The 24077-nt window shown below is 71.5% G+C and carries 23 protein-coding genes; 14 read left to right on the forward strand and 9 right to left on the reverse strand.

All coding sequences use genetic code 11. The features are described from left to right. Positions 1-27: 27 nt before the first annotated feature. The 4 genes from ACIQVL_RS24965 to ACIQVL_RS24980 all read left to right on the forward strand — a co-directional run bounded on the left by ACIQVL_RS24965 (position 28) and on the right by ACIQVL_RS24980 (position 4054). Complete coding sequence (locus ACIQVL_RS24965) at positions 28-1482, forward strand: amino acid permease (RefSeq protein ID WP_403476405.1); 1455 nt, start codon at positions 28-30, stop codon at positions 1480-1482. Between the two features lie 192 nt (positions 1483-1674). Continuing rightward, positions 1675-3102 (forward strand): peptidase C39 family protein, encoded by a 1428-nt coding sequence (locus ACIQVL_RS24970; protein WP_403429724.1) that lies wholly within the window; start codon positions 1675-1677, stop codon positions 3100-3102. A gap of 98 nt (positions 3103-3200) precedes the next feature. Then, a complete protein-coding gene (locus ACIQVL_RS24975; protein WP_343236213.1) occupies positions 3201-3341 on the forward strand; it encodes an SCO1431 family membrane protein in 141 nt (46 codons plus the stop codon). Between the two features lie 53 nt (positions 3342-3394). Beyond that, positions 3395-4054 carry a TetR/AcrR family transcriptional regulator gene (locus tag ACIQVL_RS24980; RefSeq protein WP_403429726.1) on the forward strand — a complete coding sequence of 220 codons (660 nt, stop codon included), beginning with the start codon at positions 3395-3397 and terminating at the stop codon, positions 4052-4054. Positions 4055-4147: 93 nt separating this feature from the next. Here the strand turns inward: ACIQVL_RS24980 and ACIQVL_RS24985 are convergent, their stop codons facing one another. After that, a complete protein-coding gene (locus ACIQVL_RS24985; protein WP_403429728.1) occupies positions 4148-5389 on the reverse strand; it encodes a glycoside hydrolase family 18 protein in 1242 nt (413 codons plus the stop codon). Between the two features lie 330 nt (positions 5390-5719). Here ACIQVL_RS24985 and ACIQVL_RS24990 point away from each other — a divergent pair, with 330 nt between their 5' ends. Beyond that, entirely contained in the window at positions 5720-6892 is a 1173-nt protein-coding gene (locus ACIQVL_RS24990) for an acyl-CoA dehydrogenase family protein (protein WP_403476379.1), read from the forward strand. Here ACIQVL_RS24990 and ACIQVL_RS24995 read toward each other — a convergent pair. Then, entirely contained in the window at positions 6855-7106 is a 252-nt protein-coding gene (locus ACIQVL_RS24995) for a hypothetical protein (protein WP_403429731.1), read from the reverse strand. The two genes, ACIQVL_RS24990 and ACIQVL_RS24995, sit on opposite strands and share 38 nt — an antisense overlap. A 146-nt stretch (positions 7107-7252) precedes the next feature. Here ACIQVL_RS24995 and ACIQVL_RS25000 point away from each other — a divergent pair, with 146 nt between their 5' ends. After that, positions 7253-8353, forward strand: a complete 1101-nt coding sequence (locus ACIQVL_RS25000; protein ID WP_403476380.1) for a hypothetical protein — start codon at positions 7253-7255, stop codon at positions 8351-8353. Positions 8354-8367: 14 nt separating this feature from the next. Continuing rightward, the gene (locus ACIQVL_RS25005; protein WP_403429734.1) at positions 8368-9471 is read left to right on the forward strand and encodes a phosphotransferase family protein; all 1104 of its coding nucleotides are present in this window, start codon (positions 8368-8370) and stop codon (positions 9469-9471) included. 1 nt (position 9472) lies between these two features. Here the strand turns inward: ACIQVL_RS25005 and ACIQVL_RS25010 are convergent, their stop codons facing one another. Then, a complete protein-coding gene (locus ACIQVL_RS25010) occupies positions 9473-9928 on the reverse strand; it encodes a hypothetical protein (RefSeq protein WP_403476381.1) in 456 nt (151 codons plus the stop codon). A gap of 267 nt (positions 9929-10195) precedes the next feature. Here ACIQVL_RS25010 and ACIQVL_RS25015 point away from each other — a divergent pair, with 267 nt between their 5' ends. The 4 genes from ACIQVL_RS25015 (at position 10196) to fxsA (ending at position 14479) form a co-directional block, all read left to right on the forward strand. Then, positions 10196-10636, forward strand: coding sequence for an Lrp/AsnC family transcriptional regulator (locus tag ACIQVL_RS25015; protein WP_066997022.1), 441 nt, complete (start codon positions 10196-10198; stop codon positions 10634-10636). A 185-nt stretch (positions 10637-10821) separates the two neighbouring features. Continuing rightward, on the forward strand, positions 10822-12435 hold the full coding sequence (locus tag ACIQVL_RS25020) for an amidohydrolase (RefSeq protein ID WP_403476382.1): 1614 nt from the start codon (positions 10822-10824) through the stop codon (positions 12433-12435). A 607-nt stretch (positions 12436-13042) separates the two neighbouring features. Continuing rightward, positions 13043-13837, forward strand: a complete 795-nt coding sequence (locus tag ACIQVL_RS25025; RefSeq protein ID WP_403429738.1) for a polyprenol monophosphomannose synthase — start codon at positions 13043-13045, stop codon at positions 13835-13837. Between the two features lie 78 nt (positions 13838-13915). Beyond that, on the forward strand, positions 13916-14479 hold the full coding sequence (gene fxsA, locus ACIQVL_RS25030; RefSeq protein WP_403429740.1) for an FxsA family membrane protein: 564 nt from the start codon (positions 13916-13918) through the stop codon (positions 14477-14479). Between the two features lie 140 nt (positions 14480-14619). Here the strand turns inward: fxsA and ACIQVL_RS25035 are convergent, their stop codons facing one another. From ACIQVL_RS25035 to ACIQVL_RS25050, 4 genes are all read right to left on the reverse strand, one after another. Continuing rightward, entirely contained in the window at positions 14620-14994 is a 375-nt protein-coding gene (locus ACIQVL_RS25035; protein WP_010046329.1) for an RNA polymerase-binding protein RbpA, read from the reverse strand. A gap of 267 nt (positions 14995-15261) precedes the next feature. Beyond that, a complete protein-coding gene (locus tag ACIQVL_RS25040; RefSeq protein ID WP_403476383.1) occupies positions 15262-16608 on the reverse strand; it encodes an MFS transporter in 1347 nt (448 codons plus the stop codon). Between the two features lie 41 nt (positions 16609-16649). After that, positions 16650-17417 (reverse strand): glycerophosphodiester phosphodiesterase, encoded by a 768-nt coding sequence (locus tag ACIQVL_RS25045; protein ID WP_403476384.1) that lies wholly within the window; start codon positions 17415-17417, stop codon positions 16650-16652. Beyond that, positions 17414-18067 carry a YitT family protein gene (locus ACIQVL_RS25050; RefSeq protein ID WP_403476385.1) on the reverse strand — a complete coding sequence of 218 codons (654 nt, stop codon included), beginning with the start codon at positions 18065-18067 and terminating at the stop codon, positions 17414-17416. The genes ACIQVL_RS25045 and ACIQVL_RS25050 overlap by 4 nt, the downstream gene beginning before the upstream one ends. Before the next feature lie 117 nt (positions 18068-18184). On the opposite strand from ACIQVL_RS25050, the gene ACIQVL_RS25055 reads away from it, so the two are divergent. Next, on the forward strand, positions 18185-19687 hold the full coding sequence (locus ACIQVL_RS25055; protein WP_403476386.1) for a PLP-dependent aminotransferase family protein: 1503 nt from the start codon (positions 18185-18187) through the stop codon (positions 19685-19687). A 95-nt stretch (positions 19688-19782) separates the two neighbouring features. Here ACIQVL_RS25055 and ACIQVL_RS25060 read toward each other — a convergent pair whose 3' ends face one another. Both ACIQVL_RS25060 and ACIQVL_RS25065 read right to left on the reverse strand, forming a co-directional pair. Next, on the reverse strand, positions 19783-21342 hold the full coding sequence (locus ACIQVL_RS25060) for a hypothetical protein (RefSeq protein ID WP_403429747.1): 1560 nt from the start codon (positions 21340-21342) through the stop codon (positions 19783-19785). Between the two features lie 37 nt (positions 21343-21379). Further along, positions 21380-21574: a hypothetical protein gene (locus ACIQVL_RS25065; protein ID WP_189268091.1), complete on the reverse strand. Its 195-nt coding sequence runs from the start codon at positions 21572-21574 to the stop codon at positions 21380-21382. Positions 21575-21914: 340 nt separating this feature from the next. Here ACIQVL_RS25065 and ACIQVL_RS25070 point away from each other — a divergent pair, with 340 nt between their 5' ends. Both ACIQVL_RS25070 and ACIQVL_RS25075 read left to right on the forward strand, forming a co-directional pair. Continuing rightward, positions 21915-22307, forward strand: a complete 393-nt coding sequence (locus ACIQVL_RS25070; protein ID WP_403429749.1) for an ankyrin repeat domain-containing protein — start codon at positions 21915-21917, stop codon at positions 22305-22307. Between the two features lie 301 nt (positions 22308-22608). Next, complete coding sequence (locus ACIQVL_RS25075) at positions 22609-24027, forward strand: HEAT repeat domain-containing protein (RefSeq protein WP_403476387.1); 1419 nt, start codon at positions 22609-22611, stop codon at positions 24025-24027. Positions 24028-24077 lie beyond the last annotated feature (50 nt).

Consider the following 24077-nt stretch of genomic DNA (forward strand, 5'->3'; position numbering starts at 1 on the left):
CCGGACGACGACGCGACCCTGCACGCGATGGGTTATCCGCGGAAACTCACCCGCCGATTCCAGGCCTTCGACAATTTCGCGATCTCCTTCACCATCATCAATATTCTCTCCGGGATCTTCTCGTCCTTCGGATTCGGTATGAACGCGGGTGGCCCCCGCATTCTCGTGTTCGGCTGGATCGGCGTCTGCGTGATGGTGCTGTGCATCGGCGCCGCGATGGCGGAAGTCGCCTCCGCCTATCCGACGAGCGGCGCCCTGTATTTCTCCGCCGGCAAACTCGCCAAACGGCACAAGGGCGCCTGGTCCTGGTACACGGGCTGGCTGAACTTCGTGGGCCAGATCGGCGGCACCGCGGCCACCGGCTATGCGGCCGCCACCTTCATCCAGGCCTTCGTCGCCCTGCAGTGGCCCTCGTACACGCCGACCGCCCACCAGACGGTCCTGATCACGGCCCTGATCATCGTGGTCCAGGGGCTCGCCAACACCTACACCGTGCAGCTGGTCGCCGTACTGAACCGGATTTCCGTCTGGTGGCTGCTGATCGGACTCGTGGTGATCGTGAGCACACTGATCGTGATGCCGGACCACCACCGGTCGGCGTCCTTCGTGACCCATTTCGTGAACAACACCGGCTTCACCAACGGCCTCTACGGCGGCCTGCTCGGGCTGCTGGTCACCAGCTGGACCTTCACCGGCTTCGACGGCAGCTTCCACATGTCCGAGGAAACCGTCCAGGCGACCGTCAACGCCCCCAGAGGGATCATCCGGTCCATCGGCTATTCGGCGATCACCGGCCTGGTCCTGATGCTCGCCCTGGTGTACAGCATCGGCGACTACGCCAAGGTGGCGGGCTCCTCCGCGCCGCCTGTCCAGATCCTCATCGACGGACTCGGCATGGGCTGGGCCAAGGTCATGCTGCTCGTCGTCATCGGCGCCATGCTCTTCTGCGGCCTCGCCAACCTCACCAGCAACACCCGCCAGATCTTCGCCTTCTCCCGGGACGGCGCCATGCCCGGCTCCCGCCTGTGGCACTCGGTCTCGCCCCGCACCCGGACCCCCGTCAAGGCCGTCTGGCTCGCGGTGGCCTGCTCGGTCGCCCTGGTGGTGCCCGGCTGGTGGTCGCACACGGCGTTCACCGCGATCGTCAGCGTCAACGTCGTCGGCCTGTTCCTCGCCTACGCCGTGCCGGTGTTCCTGCGGCTGCGCCTGGGCGACGCATTCCAGCCGGGGCCGTGGAACCTGGGCCGCTGGAGCAGGCCGGTCGGCTGGCTGGCGGTGGTCTGGACCCTGCTCAGCAGCATCCTGTTCATGCTGCCGCAGGCCTCGCCGATCACCGTCGACTCCTTCAACTACGCGCCGATCGCACTGGCCGTCGTCCTGGCCGTGGCCACGGTCTGGTGGTTCGCCACCGCCCGCCGCCGCTTCCAGGGCCCGGTCAGCTACGGCCGCCCCGACGAGGTCGCCGCGATGGACCTCATCTGAGCCGGCGAGGGCGACGATGACCGCTGAAGGGGCTCCGGCGACCGCGCCGGGGCCCTTTCAGCGGACGAGACCAATATTGGTGGGCGTGGCATGGGCGGAAGTGCTGGCAGGGGCATGGCGCCTGCCCCATAGTTGGCGCACAGACCTTGCTCCGGATCAGCCGTGTCGCGCACACCTGGGGGTCCTCCACCCATGAGCAGAGCCGAACAGCCGTCCCGCAGAACCGTTCTGGCAGCCGCCGCCTCCGTCGCGGCGGCGGCCGTGGCCCAGGGCGTCGTCCCCGCGGTACCCGCGGTCGCCGCGCCGGAGACCGACGCCGACGACACCGCCCGGACCGAGACCCGCCGGGCCGGGCACGGCCGTCCCGGCCACCACGGCCGGGACGGGACCCGCCCGATCGACTACCGCTCCTGGACGACCTACAGCGACTGGAAGTCCGGCACCGCCAAGGGTGCCGGAGCGGTCGCCGGTGACCGGCCCGGCGTGGTGATCGGCACCCCGGCCGGCACCACCTCGTACACCGACCCCCACACCGGCACCACGGCCACCTGGGAGTACGCCACCTGGACCGGTCCGGTGCACCAGCTCGCCGTCCCCGCCACCGAGACCATCGCCTCCTGGAACGCGGACACCCCGGCCGGCACCTGGATCCAGGTCGAACTGCACGGCACCTACTCCGACGGCACCGCGACCCCCTGGTACGTCATGGGCCGCTGGGCGGCAGGCGACCAGGACGTCAAGCGGACTTCGGTGGACGGCCAGACCGACGGCAAGAGCACCATCTGGACCGACACCTTCGCCGTCGACGACGCGACGACCGGCCTGCGCCTCACTTCGTACCAGCTGCGCCTGACCCTCTACCGCAAGCCGGGCACCAAGCTCACCCCGACCGTCTGGCGGCTCGGCGCCATGGGCTCCGACATCCCGGACCGCTTCACCGTCCCGGCCTCCACCCCGGGCCTGGCCCAGGAACTCAGGGTCCCGCGCTACTCGCAGGAGATCCACAAGGGCCAGTACCCCGAGTACGACAACGGCGGCGAGGCCTGGTGCAGCCCCACCTCCTCGCAGATGATCGTCGAGTACTGGGGCGCCCGGCCCACCGCCGCACAGCTGGCCTGGGTCGACCCGTCCTTCACCGACCCGCAGGTCTGCTACGCGGCCCGCTACACCTACGACTACCAGTACGGGGGCTGCGGCAACTGGCCGTTCAACGCCGCCTACGCGTCGACGTACCAGGACCTCCAGGGCGTGATAACGCGACTGGCCTCGCTCACCGACCTGGAGACCCTGATCGCGGCCGGCATCCCGGCCATAACGTCACAGTCGTTCCTCGCGGCGGAGCTGACGGGCGCCGGTTACGGCACCTCCGGGCACCTGATGACCGTGATCGGCTTCACCGCGGACGGCGACGTGATCGCCAACGACCCGTGCTCGGCCGACGACGACGCGGTCCGGCGGGTCTATCTGCGCCGGGAGTTCGAGAACATCTGGCTGCGGACCAAGCGGTACAACGCCAGTGGCAAGGTCGCCTCCGGCACCGGAGGCGTCTGCTACCTGTACTTCCCGGCCGCTCCGACCGCGGCCCAGCTCAAGGCGCTCGACGCGGTCGGCGTGCGCTGACCGGGCACGACTGCGGCCCCGGAGATCTCCGGGGCCGCAGTCGTGCTGTGACCAAGCTCTCCGCCGCAAAAGCCGCAATCAATGGCATGGTGGACGTCATGACCACGCATTCCGCCACCGCCGCCCGCGCCCGTACCGGCGGCCCCAAGGACGACGGCCCGAAGGTTCTGGAACACGTCATGGGCTGGACTCTTGTCGTGGTCGTCGCCATGTTGGTCACTCAACTCGGTCTGCTGTGACCTGAACTGACATACTGCGGATGTCCCGCAGCCCGTTGAGACCAGGGTCGAAATTGAATATCAGTCAACAACGTGCCGCCGCCCGTCCCCGGGCGCGCGGCACCGAGCGTTCCGTGGCTCGTCGCGCCGAACTCATCGCCATCGGGCGGAAGTTGTTCGCCGACACCTCGTACGACGCGCTCTCCATGGACGACATCGCCAAGCAGGCGCATGTCGCCAAAGGGCTGATCTACTACTACTTCCAGTCAAAGCGCGGCTACTACCTGGCGATCATCCAGGACTCCGTCGCCGACCTGGTCACCTATGCCGCGAGCGGCCTGGAGCTGCCCCAGGTGGACCGCGTCCACCGGACCATCGACAGCTACCTGCGCTACGCCGAGCACCACCAGGCCGCGTACCGCACGATCGTCAGCGGCGGAGTCGGCTTCGACACCGAGGTGCACGCCATCCGGGACGGGGTGCGCGCGGCGATCGTCGCGACCATCGCCGAGGGCGCCTACGGCCGCACCGACATCGCCCCGCTCGCCAGGGTCGGCCTGCTCGCCTGGCTGTGCAGCGTGGAGGGCGCCACCCTCGACTGGATCGACCGGCCCGAACTCACCCGCGAGACCATGTGCGAGCTGCTGGTCAAGACGCTCGGCGGCACCCTGCGCGCCATCGAGGAACTGGACCCGTCCTACCGTGCCCCGGCCCCGGCCCGCCGGGACGCCTGATGCACCGGGGCCGGTCCGCCGCGCTGTCGCGCCGGACCGGACGGTGGGGCGGAGGGCTCGTGGTTCCCCCGCCCCGGGCCCCCGTGGCCGGGGTCAGTTGATGGCCTTGATCAGCTCCCCGTTGCCGGTGTCGCCGCTCAGCTCCCAGAAGAAGGTGCCGCCCAGTCCCTGCTGGTTCTTGTAGGTCATCTTGGTCGCGATGGTCGCCGGGGTGTCGTAGCTCCACCAGTCGCTGCCGCACTTGGCGTACGCCGTGCCGCCCACCGTGCCGGTCGCCGGGCACTTGGTCTTGAGCACCTTGTAGTCGTCGATGCCCGCCTCGTACGTGCCCGCCGCCGGACCGGTCGCCGAGCCGCCGGGCGCCGCCTGGGTGACGCCGGTCCAGCCGCGGCCGTAGAAGCCGATGCCGAGCAGCAGCTTGGCGGCCGGGATGCCGAGGCCCCTGAGCTTGGCGATGGTCGCCGACGTGTAGAAGTTCGCCGTCGGGATGCCCGAGTACGAGTTCAGCGGCGAGTGCGGGGCCGTCGGGCCGGTCGCGGCCCAGGCGCCGAAGTAGTCGTACGTCATCGGGTTGTACCAGTCGACGTACTGCGCCGCGCCCGCGTAGTCGGCCGCGTCGATCTTGCCGCCGCTGGTGGCGTCGGCGGTGATCGCCGCCGTGACGAGCGAGCTGCTGCCGAACTTCGCCCGCAGCGCCGCCATCACGTTCCGGAACGCGTCCCGGCCGCTGGTGTCGCAGGTGTTGCCGCAGGCGTTCGGGTACTCCCAGTCGATGTCGATGCCGTCGAAGACACCGGCCCACTTGGAGTTCTTGACCAGGTCGTAGCAGGACTGGGCGAACGCGGTCGGGTTCTTGGCCGCCTCGCCGAAGCCGCTCGACCAGGTCCAGCCGCCGAAGGACCAGAGGATCTTGAGGTTCGGGTGCTTCTTCTTCAGCTTCAGCAGCTGGTTGAAGTTGCCGCGCAACGGCTGGTCCCAGGTGTCCGCCACGCCGTCCACGGACTCGGCGGCGGTGTAGGTCCGGTCGGTCGCCGCGTACGAGTCGCCCATCGCGCACTTGCCGCCGGTGACGTTGCCGAAGGCGTAGTTGATGTGGGTGAGCTTCGCGGCCGAGCCGGAGGTCTCGACGTTCTTGACCAGGTACTTGCGGTCGTAGGTGCCCCATTCCGTGAAGTAGCCGACGACCTTGGAGCCGGCCTGCACCTGGGGAGCGGACGGGGCGGACCGGGCGGCCGCGGACGCGGTGCCCGCGCCGGCCAGCAGCCCGGCGCCGAGGACGGCACAACAGGCCGCGGAGAGCAGCGCCCGGAACCGGGAGCGGTGAGTGGTGTGCATCGGGTGTCTCCTCCTGGGGGAGAGGGGAACGCGCGCCGATTGGCATGAACGCGGTAAAGCGTTGGTCATGAACCCTAGGAGGACTAGACCAGTCGGGTCAATGGTTCGGACCAATTTCGTGGGTTGCGGATGTTGGCCTGGATTTCCTGAAGTAAGCGGTCGTTAACTGGTGACGGGAGGTCCCCGATCGGGCATACTCACTGCGCAGCCGCAGGTCAGCAGCTTCCGAGACCCGGAACGCCGACCTCGGCCGCACTCGCACGAGAGGCGGAGCCGCCCCTATCCCACGGGCTGTGGCCGCCGTTGCCCGACAGGGAGGAGACCGACGCCATGTCCGACCGCGACCCGCAGCCGGTGGAGCGTCAACTGCCCACGGACGAGGCGAGGGACCTGCTCGCGCTGGTCCGGGAGATCGCCCGGCGTGAGATCGCGCCGAAGGCGGCCGAGGAGGAGGACGCCGGGCGCTTCCCGCGCGAGGTCTTCACCCTGCTCTCCGAGTCAGGCCTGCTCGGCCTGCCGTACGACGCCGAGTACGGCGGCGGCGACCAGCCCTACGAGGTCTACCTCCAGGTCCTGGAGGAACTGGCCGCGGCCCGTCTCACCGTCGGCCTCGGCGTCAGCGTGCACACCCTCGCGAGCTACGCGCTCGCCGCCCACGGCACCAAGCAGCAGCAGGTCGAGCACCTGCCCGCGATGCTCGGCGGCGGCCTGCTCGGCGCCTACTGCCTCTCCGAGCCGGCCTCCGGTTCGGACGCCGCCTCCCTGCGCACCCGGGCCGTCCGGGACGGCGACTCCTGGGTGATCAACGGCACCAAGGCCTGGATCACGCACGGCGGTGTCGCCGACTTCTACACGGTCATGGCCCGCACCGGCGCCGAGGGCTCGCACGGGATCACCGCCTTCCTGGTCCCCGGCGACGCCGAGGGACTCGGCGGCGCGGTGCCCGAGAAGAAGATGGGCATGAAGGGCTCACCGACCGCACAGGTCCACTTCGACGACGTCCGGGTCGCCGACGACCGCCGCCTGGGCGAGGAGGGCCAGGGCTTCGCCATCGCCCTCTCCGCGCTGGACTCCGGGCGGCTCGGCATCGCGGCCTGCGCGATCGGCCTGGCCCAGGCCGCCCTGGACGAGGCGGTCGGCTACGCCACCGGGCGGCGGCAGTTCGGCCACCCCATCGCCGACTTCCAGGGCCTGCGTTTCATGATCGCCGACATGGCCACCCAGATCGAGGCCGGCCGGGCCCTGTACCTCGCGGCGGCCCGGCTGCGCGACGCCGGCCGGCCGTTCGCCAAGCAGGCCGCCATGGCCAAGCTGCACTGCACCGACACCGCGATGAAGGTCACCACCGACGCCGTCCAGATACTCGGCGGCTACGGCTACACCGCGGACTTCCCGGTCGAGCGCTACATGCGCGAGGCCAAGGTCCTGCAGATCGTCGAGGGCACCAACCAGATCCAGCGGATGGTCATCGCCCGTCACGTGGCGGGGCCGGAAAGTCGCTGAATCCGCTGAACTGCCCGCGGGTGACCGTCGGCGCCGCCAGCCTGACCCACTCCGGGTCGTGGCGGCCCGGCAGGGCGCGGCCCCGGTCGGCCCAGGTCCGCATCAGGTCGCGGTAGATGGGCGGATCCTGCGGCGCGGGCGGCGGCAGCGATGCCGCGGGCGGGGGCACGAAGATCCGGCGCTGACGGCCGAGAGCGGTGTGGGTGGTCGTCATGCCCGGCCAACGCGGGGGCGGCCGCCCTGGTCACCGATCCGCCGAATCGTGCGTGAGTTCGTGGACGTCCGCTCCCGGATCTGGCCTCCCCTCGTTTTCTGACGTACCGTCAGCCGGACCGTCTCCAGCCTCCGGGGAGGCCTGCCATGGCCGACGACCGTCCCGTACCGCTCGACGAGTACCCCGTGCACCAGGTCCCGCTCTCCATGAAGCACGTCGCCACCGGGGACCGGAACGCCTACGACCGCTGCATCTTCCACGTCCTCGACCACGACGGCCGTGCCCTGCTCATCCTCGGCCTCGGTGTCTACCCGAACGTCGGGGTGATCGACGCCTACGCCACCCTGCGCACCGGGGACACCCTGTACGCGGTCCGCGCCTCGGACGCCCTGGGTGAGGACCGGATGCGGCTCGCGGTCGGCCCGCTGCGCATCGAGGTCGAGGAGCCGCTCCGGCGCTTCCGCCTGACCTGCGACGACGACGCGCTCTCGTACGACCTCACCTGGACCGCCGGCTTCCCGGCCCTGTGGGAGCCGCACCATCTCCAGCGCCGGGGCGACCGGCTGACGCTCGAAGGCCGCAGGTTCGTGCAGGCCGGGGGAGTGTCCGGGGCGATCCGGGCCGGCGGCGAGGAGTACCGCGTCGACCCGGACGGCTGGACCGGCACCCGGGACCGCAGTTGGGGCGTCCGCCCGATCCCCGGCGAGGAGGCCGGGCGGCTCGCGGAGGAGAACCCGACCGAGGGCTTCCACTGGATCTGGTGCCCGGTCCGCTTCGAGGACAGCTTCCTGATGGTCGTCACCCAGGAGGACGCCGACGGCCACCGCACGCTGAACGACGCCACCCTGGTCCGGCCGGGCGACCGCGACCGCCAACTCGGCTGGCCGCGGACCGAGATCGCCTACCGCTCCGGCACCCGCCACCCCGAGCGTGCCGTCGTCCACCTCGGCGACCCGCGCAAACCCCAGGAACTGGAGGTGGAGATCCTCGCCTCGTCGCCGCTCGCGGTCGGCGCCGGCTACCCGCCCGCGGACGACTGGCAGCACGGCACCTGGCAGGGCCGCGGATGGGTGGACCGCCGTACCTACGACCTGACCGCGCCGCACCCCCGCGCGGCCTACGGCGTCACCGACCACTCCGCCCGCTTCCGCCTCGACGGACGGCTCGGCCACGGCATCTTCGAGCACGGCTCGTTCGGCAGACACGATCCCAGCGGCTTCACCGGCTTCGACTCGGTGGCGCCCTGAAGGAGGAGGCCGCGATGACGACGAAACCGCGTCCACGCACCACCACCCGCGACCCGGAAGACCTCGCGCGCCGGCTGACCGCCTGGCTGGACACCCGGCTCCCCGGCGCCAAGGCCGCCGGTGTCACGGTCCCCGCCTCCAACGGCATGTCCAGCGAGACCCTGCTCTTCGAGATCGAGCACCCCGAACCACCACTGCGTGCCTGCGCGTTGAGGCTGGCAGCGGACCCGTCGGCGTACACGGTCTTCCCGTCGTACGACCTCACCCGCCAGTACCGCACCATGCGGCTGGTCGCCGACCGCACGGACCTGCCCGTGCCCCGCGTCCTGTGGCTGGAGGAGGACCCCGGACCGCTCGGCGCGCCCTTCTTCGTGATGGAGCGCGTCGAGGGACGGGTCCCGCCCGACGTCATGCCCTACACGTACGAGGGGAACTGGCTGCACGCGGCGACCGACACCGAACGCGAGCGCCTCGAAGGGGCCTCCGTCGGCCTGTTGGCCCGGCTGCACAGCCAAGTCCCCGTCGAAGAGGCGCAGTTCCTCGCCCCTCCAGGAGACGGCGACGCCCTGCACCGGCATGTCGAGTCCCAACGGCGCTACTACGACTGGGTGGTGGACGGACTCGCCCGCTCACCCCTGATCGAGGCCGCCTTCGACCGGCTGGCCGACCTGTGGCCGCGCGAACCCGGCACACCCGTCCTCAACTGGGGCGACGCCCGGATCGGGAACGTCGTGTACGACGGGTTCGACCCCGTCGCCGTCCTCGACTGGGAGATGGCGGCCGTGGCCCCGCGCGAGGTGGACCTCGGCTGGACCGTCTACCTGCACCGCTTCTTCCAGGACCTCACGGCCGCCTCCGGACAGCCGGGACTGCCCGCATTCCTGCGCCGCGACCGCGTCGAGGCCCGCTACGCCCGCCTGACCGGCCACACCCCGCGGGACATGGACTTCTACACCCTCTACGCCGCCCTGCGGCACGCGATCGTCATGCTGCGCATCGCCTACCGGCAGGTGTACTTCGGCGAGGCCGCCGTCCCCGCGGATCCGGACACACTGATCCTGCACCACGGGAGTCTTCGCGCCATGGTGCAGGGCAGTTACTGGGACGCGGTGCGGTGACTCAGGCAGCCTGACGGACGGCCTGGTGGCCGGGGCGCAGCGCCGGTACGCGCATCGGGCGCGAGCCCGGACCGCCGACGTGCGAGAAGGGCTGCGTCCGCCAGTTCAGACCCTGCGGGAGGGTGAGCAGGAGGGCGGTGTCCTGCTCCTGCGGCTCGGCCGACTCGTCCGCGGACGGGACGTCGTCCGCCGCGCGGCCCGTGCCGGCACAGACCGTGAGGCCGAACGGGTTCCACGGCGAGGCGCACAGCGCGTGCTCCGGCAGGAACTCCTCGTCCGCCAGCAGCGCGATCGACTGCGCACAGTCCGGGCAGATCACCCGGAACATCTCGAAGGTGTCGTAGGCATCCGGTTCCTCGGCCTCGTAGAGGTCGGGTTCGACGCCCTCCGGTTCGGGCTCGACCACCAACTGCGGGCGCTTGGACACGGAACGACCAGGGCGCTTAAGACTCTGCATGGGTAACTCCCCCTCGGGCTGGGCCGTTACGGCGCTGCGGCCTCGACCACAGCAAGCACTTCCCGTCCGCTCTCGGCGGTAATCACGAGAGCATCACGGACCCTGTTCGGGGGCTGTGGCGTTGGTCACATGCCGTACGCAGGTGCCCGCTGCGGCGGATTTGTCCGTCGGGCGGCCCGCAGCCGACGCTCCGTGACATCACGAACCGGCCATGACCTGGGCCGCTGAGCTATCCGTGGAGATCAGGCGCACTGTAGCTTTTGCGCCATGGAGGAGCTGGACCGTCAAATCGTGCAGCTGCTCGTCAAGGACGGGCGGATGAGCTACACGGACCTGGGCAAGGCCACGGGTCTGTCCACGTCGGCCGTGCACCAGCGGGTGCGCAGGCTGGAGCAGCGTGGCGTCATCCGCGGCTATGCCGCGGTCGTCGACCCGGAGGCCGTCGGGCTGCCGATGACGGCGTTCATCTCGGTGAAACCGTTCGACCCCAGCGCTCCCGACGACATCGCGGACCGGCTGGCCGGCGTCCCCGAGATCGAGGCGTGCCACAGCGTGGCGGGCGACGAGAACTACATCCTCAAGGTGCGGGTGGCGACCCCGCACGAACTGGAGGAGCTGCTGGCCAGGCTGCGCAGCCTGGCGGGGGTCTCGACACGGACGACGGTGGTGCTGTCGACACCGTACGAGGCTCGGCCGCCGAAGATCTGAGCTACGGCGGACGCCGCAGCTGTCGCGACCGCAAAAACGCTCCGCGTGTCGGCTGCAGGTGGTTCGTGGCTGGTCGCGCAGTTCCTCCCCCGGCCTTCGGCCGGGGGTGCCCCAGCGCCCCTTTGGGGCGCGTTGAGGGCGCCCCCGTTTCGGAGTGATCGGCGCCAGGGGCGAGACTGGTCCCCATGAGTGAGCGCGCCCCCGAGCCCCAGACCGTCCTTCTCCGTCGTGGAGAGGTTCACAGTCCCGCCGATCCGTTCGCGACCGCGATGGTCGTGGAGCGGGGGCAGGTCGCCTGGGTCGGGTCGGAGGGGGCCGCCGACGCGTTCGCGGACGGGGTCGACGAGGTCGTCGACCTGGACGGGGCCCTGGTCACCCCCGCCTTCACGGACGCCCACGTCCACACCACCTCCACCGGCCTTGCGCTCACCGGCCTCGACCTGTCCGGGGCCACCTCGCTGGCCGCGGCGCTGGCGCTGGTCAGGGACTTCGCCGCTGCCCGCCCGGACGACCGGGTGCTGCTCGGGCACGGCTGGGACGCCGCCCGCTGGGCCGACGGCCGCCCGCCCGCGCGCGCCGAGCTGGACGCGGCCACCGGCGGCCGTCCGCTCTACCTCTCCCGTATCGACGTCCACTCGGCGGTCGTCAGCACGGCCCTGCTGGACCTGGTCGCGGCCGCGGTGCCCCGGGAGGACGCCCCGCTGACGAGCGACGCCCACCACGCCGTCCGCGCCGCCGCGTTCGCGGCCGTGACGTCCGCCCAGCGCGCGGAGGCCCAGCGCACCGCCCTCGCGCACGCGGCCTCGCTCGGCATCGGCACCGTGCACGAGTGCGGCGGGCCGAAGATCTCCTCCGAGGACGACTTCACCGGGCTGCTGCGGCTCGCCGCCGAACTGCCGGGACCGCGCGTCGTCGGCTACTGGGCCGAGGCGGCCGACGAAGGCATCGCCAAGGCCCGTCGGCTGGGCGCGCTCGGCGCGGCCGGAGACCTGTTCGTCGACGGCGCCCTCGGCTCCCACACCGCCTGCCTGCACGAGCCGTACGCCGACGAGGTGCACACCGGGGCCGCCTACCTGGACGCGCACGCCGTCGCCGCCCACGTGGCCGCCTGCACCGAGGCCGGTCTGCAGGCCGGCTTCCACGCCATCGGCGACGCGGCCGTGACCGCCGTCGTGGAGGGCGTGCGCGCCGCCGCCGAGAAGGTCGGCCTGGCCCGGGTACGGGCTGCCCGGCACCGCGTCGAGCACGCCGAGATGCTCACGCCCGAGCACATCGCCGGCTTCGCCGAACTCGGCCTGATCGCCTCCGTGCAGCCCGCCTTCGACGCGCTGTGGGGCGGCCCGGAGGGCATGTACGCCCAGCGGCTCGGCGCCGAGCGGGCCCGCACCCTCAACCCGTTCGCCGCCCTCCTCAAGGCCGGGGTCCCGCTCGCCTTCGGCTCCGACAGTCCCGTCACCCCGCTCGACCCCTGGGGGACCGTCCGGGCCGCGGCCTTCCACCACACGCCCGAGCACCGGGTCTCCGTACGCGCCGCCTTCACCGCGCACACCCGCGGCGGCTGGCGCGCGATCGGCCGGGACGACGCGGGCGTCCTGGTGCCGGGGGCGCCCGCCGACTACGCGGTCTGGCGCACCGACGAACTGGTGGTGCAGGCACCGGACGACCGGGTCGCCCGCTGGTCCACCGACCCGCGCTCCGGCACCCCCGGCCTGCCCGACCTGACCCCGGGCCGCGAGCTGCCGGTCTGTCTGCGCACCGTGGTGGGCGGCCGGACCGTGTTCGTACGACCGGGCGAGTGACCTCCCGCATTCGTACGGCCGGGCGAGTGATCTCCCGGGGTGGCGCGGCCGTGATCGACGGCCGCCGCCCCGTCGCGCGACCTGCGCATCCTCTGCGCTGACCAGGGGTTTGAGGTCGTTTCCGCAGGTCAAACGGCTGTTGACAGCCAGCGGCAGCGGGCCGGTAGGTTCGGCGGAGTCCACCACCGGACGCCCGACCAGGGAGCAGTTCGCGCCCTCGTCGCAGCGCCGCTGGGTCAGGGACGGTGTGCCGCACCGGGGCACCGTCACTGGGAGCCAGGCTCAGCGCCCGCGCCGACGAGGGAACGTTCCGGCCGGTCGGGAGGTGTGACCCGGGTGGGGCCCGGAGCTCAGTAGACAACGGCTTTCGGTCGACCCGCAGCCAGCGGGTCCCAGGTCGGCCCGAAGGGCGCCGGGCCCCCATCCGCAGGGGAACAGAGTGGCTCCGCGGGCGAACACAGTGACGAACGCACGTATGGGCGCCACCCGAAACGGGCATCCTTACCCCGTTCTTGCGGAATCGACACCACCATACGAATGAGCCGTCGCGTCAGTGCAGGCCGCGGCCACTATGGTGGTCCCCTGCGTACGACATGAAGGGGCAGCAGTGAACGACGGCGACGGAACCCTTGCGGCACAGTCCCGGGGCAGGCGGTTCGGCCCGCTCGGCACGGCCTTGGTGATCATTCCCACGTACAACGAGGCGGAGAACATCAAGTCCATCGTCGGCCGGGTGCGCCAGGCCGTCCCCGAGGCGCACGTGCTGGTGGCGGACGACAACAGCCCCGACGGCACGGGCAAGCTCGCCGACGAACTGGCCGCCGAGGACGACCACGTCCAGGTGCTGCACCGCAAGGGCAAGGAAGGCCTCGGCGCCGCCTACCTCGCGGGCTTCCGCTGGGGCATGGACAACGGCTACGGCGTGCTCGTCGAGATGGACGCGGACGGCTCCCACCAGCCGGAGGAGCTGCCCCGGCTGCTGACCGCGCTGAAGGGCGCCGACCTGGTGCTCGGCTCCCGCTGGGTGCCCGGCGGCCGGGTGGTCAACTGGCCGAAGTCCCGTGAGTTCATCTCCCGGGGCGGCTCCCTGTACTCCCGGCTCGCCCTCGACCTCCCCCTGCGGGACATCACCGGCGGATACCGCGCCTTCCGCCGCGAGGCCCTGGAGGGGCTCGGGCTCGACGAGGTCGCGTCGCAGGGCTACTGCTTCCAGGTGGACCTGGCCCGCCGCGCGGTCAAGGCCGGCTACCAGGTCGTCGAGGTGCCCATCACCTTCGTCGAGCGGGAGTTCGGCGACTCCAAGATGAGCCGCGACATCCTGGTCGAGGCGCTGTGGCGGGTCACCTCGTGGGGCGTCACCGAGCGGGTGGGCAGGATGACCGGCAAGGGCAAGCCGTCCTAGCGGACGCCCGGGAACCTCACAGTTCCGGTTGATCATCCCCTTATGCCGCACTGAGCCGGGCCCAGGCACACTGGGTGCATGACGACTGGCGCGCAGACCCCTCCGTACACCACCCGGCCCCGTCGCTCCCGGCTCGGCAGATACCTGCCGCTGGGTCTCGCGGTGTGGCTGGTGCTGGAGATCTGGCTGCTGACGGTGGTCGCGGGCGCGGCGGGCGGCATGACCGTGTTCCTGCTGCTGGTGGCGGGCTTCGTCGCCGGTTCCGTGGTCATCAAGCGGGCCGGCCGGCGTGCGTTCCGCAGTCTCAACGAGGCGATCCAGCGCGGCGGCTCCCCGGAGCGCGGCGGCGGCAACGGCCTGATGATGCTGGGCGGCCTGCTCCTCATGATCCCCGGCCTGGTCTCCGACGCCCTCGGCCTGCTGCTCCTGCTGCCCCCGGTCCAGAAGGCGGTCTCGCGTTTCGCCGAGCGCACCCTTGACCGCAAGCTCCGTTCCGCCGCACCCGGCACCCTGGGCGACGCCTTCCAGCAGGCCCGCATGCATCGCCCGGACGGAAAGGTCGTCCAGGGCGAGGTGATCCGGAACGACGGCCCCCGGCCGGGTGACGAGCCGACGGGGGAGCGGCCGCCGCTGACGCGGTGACGGTCTCCTTCCGACCCGGTGCCCGCAGGGAGTCCGTGGGCACCGGACAACGCGACAACCGAGGGCGCCGTACGTCACAGAACGTACGGCGCCCTCGGTTGTTGTGTCGGCTTCCGTTAAACAAACGGAACTACACGGAACTATGCGGACTTGCGGCTGTCCCTGGGATGAATCGCGATGTTCATCGCCCCGGAACGCAGAACCGCCAGACGCTCCTCGAGGACCTCTTCGAGTTCCTCGCGGGTGCGCCGCTCCATCAGCATGTCCCAGTGGGTACGCGCGGGCTTGGCCTTCTTCTCTTCAGGGCCGTCGCCGTCCACGAGGAGTGCCTGGGCCCCGCAGACCTTGCACTCCCACTCCGGCGGGATCTCCGCCTCGACCGAGAAGGGCATCTCGAACCGGTGCCCCTTCTCGCATGCGTACTCCACGGCCTGGCGCGGGGCCAGGTCGATACCGCGGTCCGTCTCGTAGCTGGTCACCACGAGGCGCGTACCGCGAAGAGCTCGCTCACTCATGAATCGTGCCTCCCGGGCTTGTCGCCCACAGGACAGGTGTCGCTGTCGTCGTCATCCGGTCAACGTCCGGTCGGCGGTAAAGATTCCCGTTCAGGGTCATGCGTCGCCGTCGTAGCCGCCCCTTGTTGTACCCACCAGCGCCCGGTTTGTCACATCTGCTATCAGATGTCACCCACCGTTTCGGCATCTTTGACGCGCAGTAACGGTACGCCTGGCAGGCCAAACGCGTACACTACCGCCCTTCCGCGTTGAACGCTAAATCTTCCGCTAGATCTTCTGCGGAACCGGATTGCCGGCCTCGCCGATCGCCCGCCGCACCGGCACCCGCGCGAGCAGCGCGAACCCGATGACGAAGAACGCCACCAGCGAGATGATCGCCGACCGGTAGCTCCCGGTCAGCTGGTAGGTGATCCCGAACAACAGCGGTCCCAGCCAGCTCATCCCCCGATCGCTCATCTCGTACGCCGCGAAGTACTCGGCTTCTTTTCCGGGCGGCACGAGATGGGAGAACAGGGAGCGGGACAGGGCCTGGCTGCCGCCGAGGACCAGGCCGATGCCGCCCGCGAGGACGAAGAACCACACCGGTGCCCCGGCCGGCAGGAAGTACCCGGCCGCCAGCGTCACCGTCCACGCCACCAGCGACCCCAGGATCGTGCGCTTGGCCCCGTACGTCCTGGCCAGCCGCCCCATCGTCAGCGCCCCCGCCACGGCCAGCACCTGCACCATCAGGACGGCGCCGATGAGCGTCGACTGGCCGAGCCCGAGCTCCTCCGAGCCGTAGACGGACGCCTGGGAGATCACGGTCTGGATGCCGTCGTTGTAGACGAGGTAGGCAAGCAGGAAGGAGAGCGTCAGCGGATGGCGGCGCATGTCCCGGGCGGTCGCCACGAGTTGACGCAGCCCCGGCGCCGTCGCCTCGGCCGCCCGGCCGCCCCGGTCTCGCAGCCGCCGCAGCGGAACGAGGGCGAAGGCGCCCCACCACAGACCCGCCCCGGCCAGGCAGATCCGGACCGCCTCGGTCTCGGAGAGGCCGAAGGAGTCGTGTGCGGAGTAGAGGACCAGGTCGACGATCAGTACCAGTGAGCCCGCCACGTAGCCGAAGGCCCAGCCCCGGGCGGAGACCGTGTCGCGTTCCTCGGGCGGGGCGATCTGGGGGAGGTAGGAGTTGTAGAGCATCAGGGCGACGGACTGGGCGGCGTTCGCGACGATCAGCAGCAGCCCGCCCAGCAGGTAGCGGTCGCCGGCCAGGAAGAACATGCCCGTCGTCGCCGCGGCCCCGGTGTACGCGGCCACGCCGAGCAGCTGCTTCTTGCGGCCGGTCCGGTCGGCCGCGCTGCCCACCAGGGGCATGACGACGACCGCGAGGATCACCGACAGGGAGACCGAGTAGGCGAAGAAGGAGCCCGCCCGGACGGGGATGCCCAGCGGGTGGACGTAGCCGTCGGCGTCCGCCGCGTGGTCGGCGACCGACGTGAGGTACGGACCGAGGAACACGGTGAGGACGCTCGTCGAGTAGACCGAGCACGCCCAGTCGTAGAAATACCAGCCGCGCTGTTCGCGCCGCAGCTCGGTGGCCTCGTCGAAGACCCCCGACCGCACGGTTTCGGTGCCCACCCGTGCCCTTGCCTCTCCCGCAGCAGTACCGCCCGCGCGCCTCAGAACCAGACGCCGCGCTTCTGCATGACCTCACGCAACGTGTCGATGTGATCGGTCATGATGCCATCGACTCCCAGGTCCAGGAGCCGGTGCATCCGCTCGGGTTCGTTGATGGTCCAGACGTGGACGTGCAGTCCGAGCGCGTGGGCGGCGCGCACGAAGCGCCGGTCGACCACCGGGACCCCCGACTGGGACTCGGGCACCTGCGCGGCCACCGCCGACCGGCGCACCGACGCGGGCAGTCCCCAGGAGCGCAGCCGCAGCCCGACCACACCGCGGGTGCCGAACGAGGTGGCCAGGCGCGGCCCGGACAGCCGCTGCGCCCGCAGCACCCGTGCCTCCGAGAACGACCCGACGCAGACCCGGTCGTAGGAGTCCGTCTTCTCGATCAGGTCGAGGAGCGGCCGCAGGGCCGGTTCCGCCTTGGCGTCCACGTTCCAGCGGACGTCCGGGAACTCCTCCAGCAGCTCCTCGAAGAGAGGAAGCGGCTCGCGGCCCGCCACACGCGCCTGCCGTACGTCCTCCCACGGCAGGTCGGCGATCCGGCCGGCCCCGTCGGTGACCCGGTCCAGGGTGTCGTCGTGGAAGGCGACGAGCCTGCCGTCGGCCGTGGCGTGCACATCGGTCTCGATGTACCGGTAGCCGAGTTCGACCGCGCGCCGGAACTGCGCCACGGTGTTCTCCAGGCCGTCCGCGGCTCCGCCCCGATGGGCGAAGGCGATGGGGCCGGGGTGGTCCAGGTACGGGTGGCGTGTCAGCGTGCTCACTTGGGCAGTATCGCGCGCTCGGATGACCCCGTGGCAACGACCGTGCTGCGGCCGGATGCCGCCGGGACGGCGAACACCTTCAGGAACAGCTGTGCCAGGGGGCCGATGGACACGGCGTAGAGCAGGGTGCCGACGCCGACCGTCCCGCCGAGCGCGAACCCCGTGACGACCACCGCGACCTCGATCGCCGTCCGGATGAGCCGGATCGAACGGCCGGTACGCCGGTGCAGCCCCGTCATCAGGCCGTCCCGCGGGCCGGGCCCGAAGCTCGCCGCGATGTACAGGCCGGTCGCCGCCCCGTTGAGCACGATGCCGGCCGCCATCAGCGGAATCCGCACGGCGAAGGCGTGGGCGTCGGGGAGGACGGCGAGCGCGGCGTTCATGGCGAGGCCGATGACGAAGACGTTGGAGACCGTGCCGAGGCCCGGCCGCTGGCGCAGTGGAACCCACAGGAGCAGCACGGCCGCCCCCACGACGATCGACACGGTGCCGATGCTCGTCCCGGTGTGCCCGGCGAGCCCCTGGTGCAGCACGCCCCAGGGCTCCAGGCCGAGGCCGGCCTCGACGAGCAGCGCGGAACTGACGCCGTACAGCGTGAGCCCCGCGTAGAGCTGGACCAACCGTCGTCCGAGACGGCCTTGCGTGGACAAGTGGTACCCCCCCTGGTGGAAAAGACGGCAGTGGAAAAGGTGGACTGGCTCATGTCACTCTGTGGCTTGGAAGGGAAAGCCATCCATGGCCAATTCGGGGAAGGTGGACTGATTCACATGGCGCAGTGGACCTCGGCGGTGGGGCCCGCGCAGCTCGCCCGGCTGCTCAACTCGCAGCAGGAGCGCCCGGCCGGCCCCGGCACCCGGCGGCCGCCGGCCTACCGCGCCCTCGCCGACGGCATCCGGCTGCTGGTCCTGGAGGGCCGTGTCCCGGTCGCCGCCCGGCTGCCCGCCGAACGCGAACTGGCCCTCGCCCTGTCCGTCAGCCGTACGACGGTGGCGGCGGCGTACGAGGCGCTGCGGGCGGAGGGCTTCCTCGAGTCCCGCCGGGGCGCGGGCAGCTGGACCGCGGTCCCGGCCGGCAACCCGCTCCCGGCCCGCGGCCTGGAACCCCTGCCTCCCGAGGCGCTCGGCTCGGTGATCGACCTGGGCTGCGCCGCGCTGCCGGCCCCCGAGCCGTGGCTCACCCGCGCGGTCCAGGGCGCCCTGGAGGAACTCCCGCCGTACGCCCACACCCACGGTGACTACCCGGCAGGCCTCCCCGTCCTCCGCTCGATGATCGCCGAGCGCTACACGACGCGCGGGATCCCCACCATGCCCGAGCAGATCATGGTCACGACCGGTGCGATGGGTGCGATCGACGCGATCTGCCACCTCTTCGGCGGGCGCGGCGAGCGCATCGCCGTCGAGTCGCCGTCCTACGCCAACATCCTCCAGCTGATGCGGGAGGCGGGCGCCCGCCTGGTTCCGGTGGCGATGGCCGAGGGGCTGGGCGGCTGGGACCTGGACCGCTGGCGCCAGGTGCTGCGGGAGGCGGCGCCCCGGATCGCCTACGTGGTCGCCGACTTCCACAACCCCACCGGGGCGCTCGCCGACGACGACCAGCGGCGTCGGCTGGTGGACGCGGCCCGCTCGGCGGGCACGGTGCTGGTCGCCGACGAGACGATGAGCGAGCTCTGGCTGGACGACGACGTGGAGATGCCCCGCCCGGTCTGCGGCTTCGACCCGGCGGGCTCCACCGTCATCACCGTCGGCTCCGCCAGCAAGGCGTTCTGGGCGGGCATGCGCATCGGCTGGGTGCGGGCGGCTCCCGACGTGATCCGCAGCCTGGTCGCCGCGCGGGCCTATGCCGACCTGGGCACGCCGGTGCTGGAGCAGCTGGCGGTGAACTGGCTGTTCAGCACGGGGGGCTGGGCCCAGGCCGTCGAACTGCGCCGGAACCAGGCCCGCGAGAACCGGGACGCCCTGGTGACAGCGGTCTGCCGCGAGCTGCCGACCTGGGAGTTCGAGGTGCCCAAGGGCGGGCTGACCCTCTGGGTCCGGGCGGGGGGCCTGTCCGGCTCCCGGCTGGCGGAGGCGGGGGAGCGGGTGGGTGTCCGCGTCCCGTCCGGACCGCGCTTCGGGGTCGACGGGGCCTTCGAGGGCTACGTGCGCCTCCCGTTCACCGTCGGCGGAGCGGTGGCGGAGGAGGCGGCGGCGCGGCTGGCGGCGGCGGCGCGGCTGGTGGAGTCGGGGGTCAGCGGGGGGAACTCGGAGGCGCCGCGGACCTTTGTGGCGTAGCGGCGGGGCGTTCGGCTGCGGATGGGTGGGGGCTGAGCGGGGGAGGGCGGGCACAGCGGCACCCCGCAAGCGCGGGCGGGCGATCCCACCCCGCCTCAGCCCTCGGCGACCGCGGCCTCCATCGGAACCCCCGCCTGCTCCACCACCTCACTCCTCGGCGGCAGCAGAGCCAGCACCGCCTCCCGGTCCACCTCGCTCGTCGCGTCGTCGTACGGATCCGGAGTCGCCGGTACCTGAAGCCGCAGCACCGGACCGTGTCCCAGCCGGGCATATCCCCGACCCGGCGGCACCTGAGCCAACGGCGTCGTGTGCGCCGGGGCTCCCAGCACCGCGGCCAGTTCGTCCGGCAGCGCCGGTCCCAGCACGACACGCGCGCACGCGTGCTGCCGTACCGCCTCGCTCAGCACGTCCGCGTTGTCGAGCTGTTCGGCGACCACCACGGTGACGTTGGCCGCGCGGCCGTGCCGAAGGGGTGCCTGGAGGAGGGCCTGCGGGTCCTGGTGGCCGTCCGCCGTGGCCAGGTGGACGAAGGCGCTCGGGCGGTCTAGGAGGATCCACAGGGGCCGCCGGCAGTCGTCCGGCGGCGGGTGGCCCGCCTGGCGTGCACGGCTGAGGGCGATGAGCCGCCGCTCCGTCTCGTTCGCGGCCCATTCCAGGCTGGCCAGGGCTCCGGCGAGCCCGCACTCCACCGCGAGGACCCCGTCCCGGCCGGCGAGGCACAGGTACTCGCCGGTGCCGCCGCCCTCGACGATCAGGACGTCGCCGTACTGGAGGGCCTGCAGGGCGATGGAGCGCAGCAGGGTCGAGGTGCCGCTGCCGGGGCGGCCCATGACCAGCAGGTGCGGTTCGGTGGAGCGGGCGCCGGTGCGCCAGACCACCGGCGGTACGTCACGCTGTTCGTCGCCGTACCCGAGCGGGAGCGTGCGCTGGACCTCGCTGGGGTCGGTGAACCCGAGGACCGTCTCGCCCGGCGCGGTGACGAAACGCTGGGCGGCGATGTCGGTGGGGAGCGGGGCGAGGACGGTCACCGTGAGCCGGTTGCCCTCCTCGTCCCACCCGAAGTGGTACTCGCGGCCCCGTCCGGACTTCGCGGTGAGCAGGTTCTCGATCCGTGCGCGGGCCTGTGGCTCGCCGTCCGGGAAGTACGCGGGGTAGCGGAGCAGCAGCTGGCCGAGGCGGCCCGCGTCGTCGAACTCGTGGGCGAGGAAGGCCTTGTCCCACTCCCCGCCGTGTGCGTACAGCGGCGCCGGGTCCTCGGCGGCCGAGAAGTACGGCACCAGGGCCTCGTACAGGGACTGGAGCCGCTGGGTCTGCGACTCGTCGGGGCCCTCCGGCGGGGGTGGGGTGCGGTCGCGGCCCTGCCAGGCGCTCGCCGCCATCAGGGTGATGACGGCGAGCAGCGGTCCGTACGGCACCAGCGCCACGACCAGGACGACCGAGGCCACCAGGAACAGGAGCGGCCCGCGCTTGTCCTTGGGTGTCTCCGCCCATCTGCGCCGCCCGGCCGCGGCCAGCCGGCTCAGCCCGCGGGTCACGGTGATGAGGGGGTGGAGGACGTCGGTGGCGCTGTCGGCGGCCGTCCGGGCCAGCTCCCGGCTGCGGGCGAGCTGCGCGCCGCCGTTGCTCAGAATGCGGGGGAGAGGGCGCCGGGCCACTGCTGTCTCCTCACGGTGCGTACGGGCGGGTGGGGCGTCAGAACTTGATGCCGCCGAGCAGGCTCGCCAGGCTCTCGCCGCCTGCCTTGATGCTCGGTGCGATGGCCGTGCTGGCGAGATAGAAGCCGAAGAGCGCCGAGACCGTGGCGTGCGACGGCTTCAGTCCGTCCTTGCGGAAGAAGAGGAAGACCACGATGCCGAGCACGATGACGCCTGAGATGGAGAGGATCATTTGAGATCTCCTGGTGTCGAAGGGGGACAGTCACCATGAGTTCTTCCAGGATCACAGCAGGTATCCATACGATTAAAGGTGTAAATGGGTGAATCCCGGCTTATTTCACCCGTTTGGTGGATCATTCTTGCCCTGTGTTGGCCGGATTGGCCGCCGTGTGGTGCGGGAAAGTGATCGTCCGGCGGGGTCGCGGTGATCTTTACCTCGGGCAGATCCGGTCATGTGCACCCTGAGCCAGTACGCTGACGATTCACTCGTACGGCCCCGCGGCCCGCCCGTTGCCGTACGCTCCCTCAGTCCGCGATAGTCCCCGCAGTGCACAGGAGAGGCGGTCCGGCCGATGAGCGAAGCCCCCGACCCCGAGGTCGTGGAGCTGGCGACCAAGATCTTCGATCTGGCCCGGCAGGGGCGGACCGAGGCGCTCGTGGCGTACCTCGACGCGGGCGTTCCGGCCAACCTCACCAACGACCGCGGTGACTCCCTCGTGATGCTCGCCGCCTATCACGGCCACGCCGCGGCGGTGCGTGAGCTGCTCGCCCGGGGCGCCGAGGCGGACCGGGTCAACGACCGAGGTCAGACGCCACTCGCCGGAGCGGTCTTCAAGGGTGAGACGGAAGTCGTCAAGGTGCTGGTGGAGGCCGGCGCGGACCCGGCGGCGGGCACTCCCTCGGCCGTCGACACCGCACGGATGTTCGGCAAGGTGGAGGTTCTGGAACTGTTCGGCACCTCCTGACCCATCTGTTCTGACCAGCTAAAACACACAAAACGGGGGAGGCGGTACAGGGCCGCCGAAATTTCGGTCGCGGCAGGTCGAAGTGCCGAGTCATCATGACGTCGTGATTCACGGACGCGATGGCCGGGCAGGTGTTGCCGCACCGCGCGGGCCGTGATGCGGCCCGCATGGGCCACTGACGAGAGGCAGAGAGAAATGGTCTACAGCAAGCAAGAGACGGCGGGCGCTCCGACGTTGTGTCACGCGGCCAGGTAGTGCGTGTTCTCCGGTTGCGTCGACGCTTGATGTGAGGCTGTTTCCCATGTTCGATCCGGTCATAGCGCCCAGCGGTACGCTGCTCGGCCTGCTGCAGCGGGGCCGTGGCGACGGCACGCTGCACGCGCTCACCGCCCCGCGCGCCGAGGCGCTCGCGGCACTGAACCACTGCGTGCTCCACGACCCCCGCCACGACTGGCAGGTGGAGAACCGCTCCCTGTACTACGCCCGGCTCTACCTCGACCTGCACGGCGAGCTGGACGCCATCGAGGCGCACCTCTTTGACGCCGAGGACGTCCTCGACACCGAGGAGTCCCGCACCGGCCTCGCGCTGGCCGTGCTGGGCCACCTCGCCTCCTACGGCAGGCTGGACGCGCTCGCACTGCTGCGCAGGTATGCCGCGGTGGGCTCCAACTGGGCCTGGGCCCTGGACGAGCTGGCGCTGCGCGACGACGACGCGGGCCTGCGCGCCCTCGCCGCCCCGGTGCTGGCGCGTTTCACCACGGACGCCGAGGGCGAGGCCGAGCTGGCCGCCGCCGTACGGGACGCGTTCGAGCCACGGCCCTGGCGGCTGTGGGCCGAGGATCCCCGCGAATCGGTCGCCACGCGCGTGCGTGCCGCGCAGGAGACCGGCTGTTTCGACCGCTGGCAGCGCCAGATGCGACCTACCGGGCCCCGTCCGGGGTGGAGCGTGCGGGCCGTCTTCGAATGGGCCCAGCAGGGTGTCGAACGGGGCGCGGCCCTCCATGTGCCGGCCGCCCGCTGCCTGGTCGCCGTCGCCGGACCCGAGGACCGGCCGGAGATCCTGCAGGCCGCCAAGGACGGCACCGACGGAGCCCGCTGCACCGCCCTGCGCTACCTCGCCGACAGCAACGACCCCAACGCGCTGAACCTGATCGAGGCCGCAGTCACCGACGGCACGGTCACCGTCGTGGAGGCCGCCGTCGACGCCTTCGAACGCATGCGCAGTATCGCCGCCGTGGACCGCGCGCGCGGCTGGGCCCGCCGGCCCGACGCCCTCGGCGCCGCCGCGGGACGGATGCTGGCCTGCCGGGGCGGGACGAAGGACAGCGAGCTGGTCCTCGCCGCCCTGCGGGAGGCCGTACGCGGCGAAGGCCCGGACGCGCCGACGCTGTGGACCCTCGTCGACGGCACCGGACGCCTCGGCATCGTCTGCGCCGCCCCCGTCCTGCGCCACGTCTACCGCGAGACCGCCTCGTCCCACCTCCGCGGCCGCGCCGCCCGCGCCCTGGCCGCCACCGATCCCTCGTTCGCCACCGGCTTCGCCGTCGAGTGCCTGTGGGACTGCGAGGAGACCACCCGCGAACTCGCCGCCCGGCACGCCGAGACCGGTGACGCCCGGGTCGTCGAACAGCTCCGGCGGCTCGCCGCCGACCCCGCCGAGGAGGCGGAGGTGCAGACGGCCGTACGCAGCCGTATCGGGCCGGACGCTGCCGCCATGTGACATATCGCTGCCGCTATGTGACATATCACTGCAGCGGACAACTGCTTCAC

The sequence above is a fragment of the Streptomyces sp. NPDC090499 genome (assembly GCF_044769305.1).
Taxonomy (GTDB): domain Bacteria; phylum Actinomycetota; class Actinomycetes; order Streptomycetales; family Streptomycetaceae; genus Streptomyces.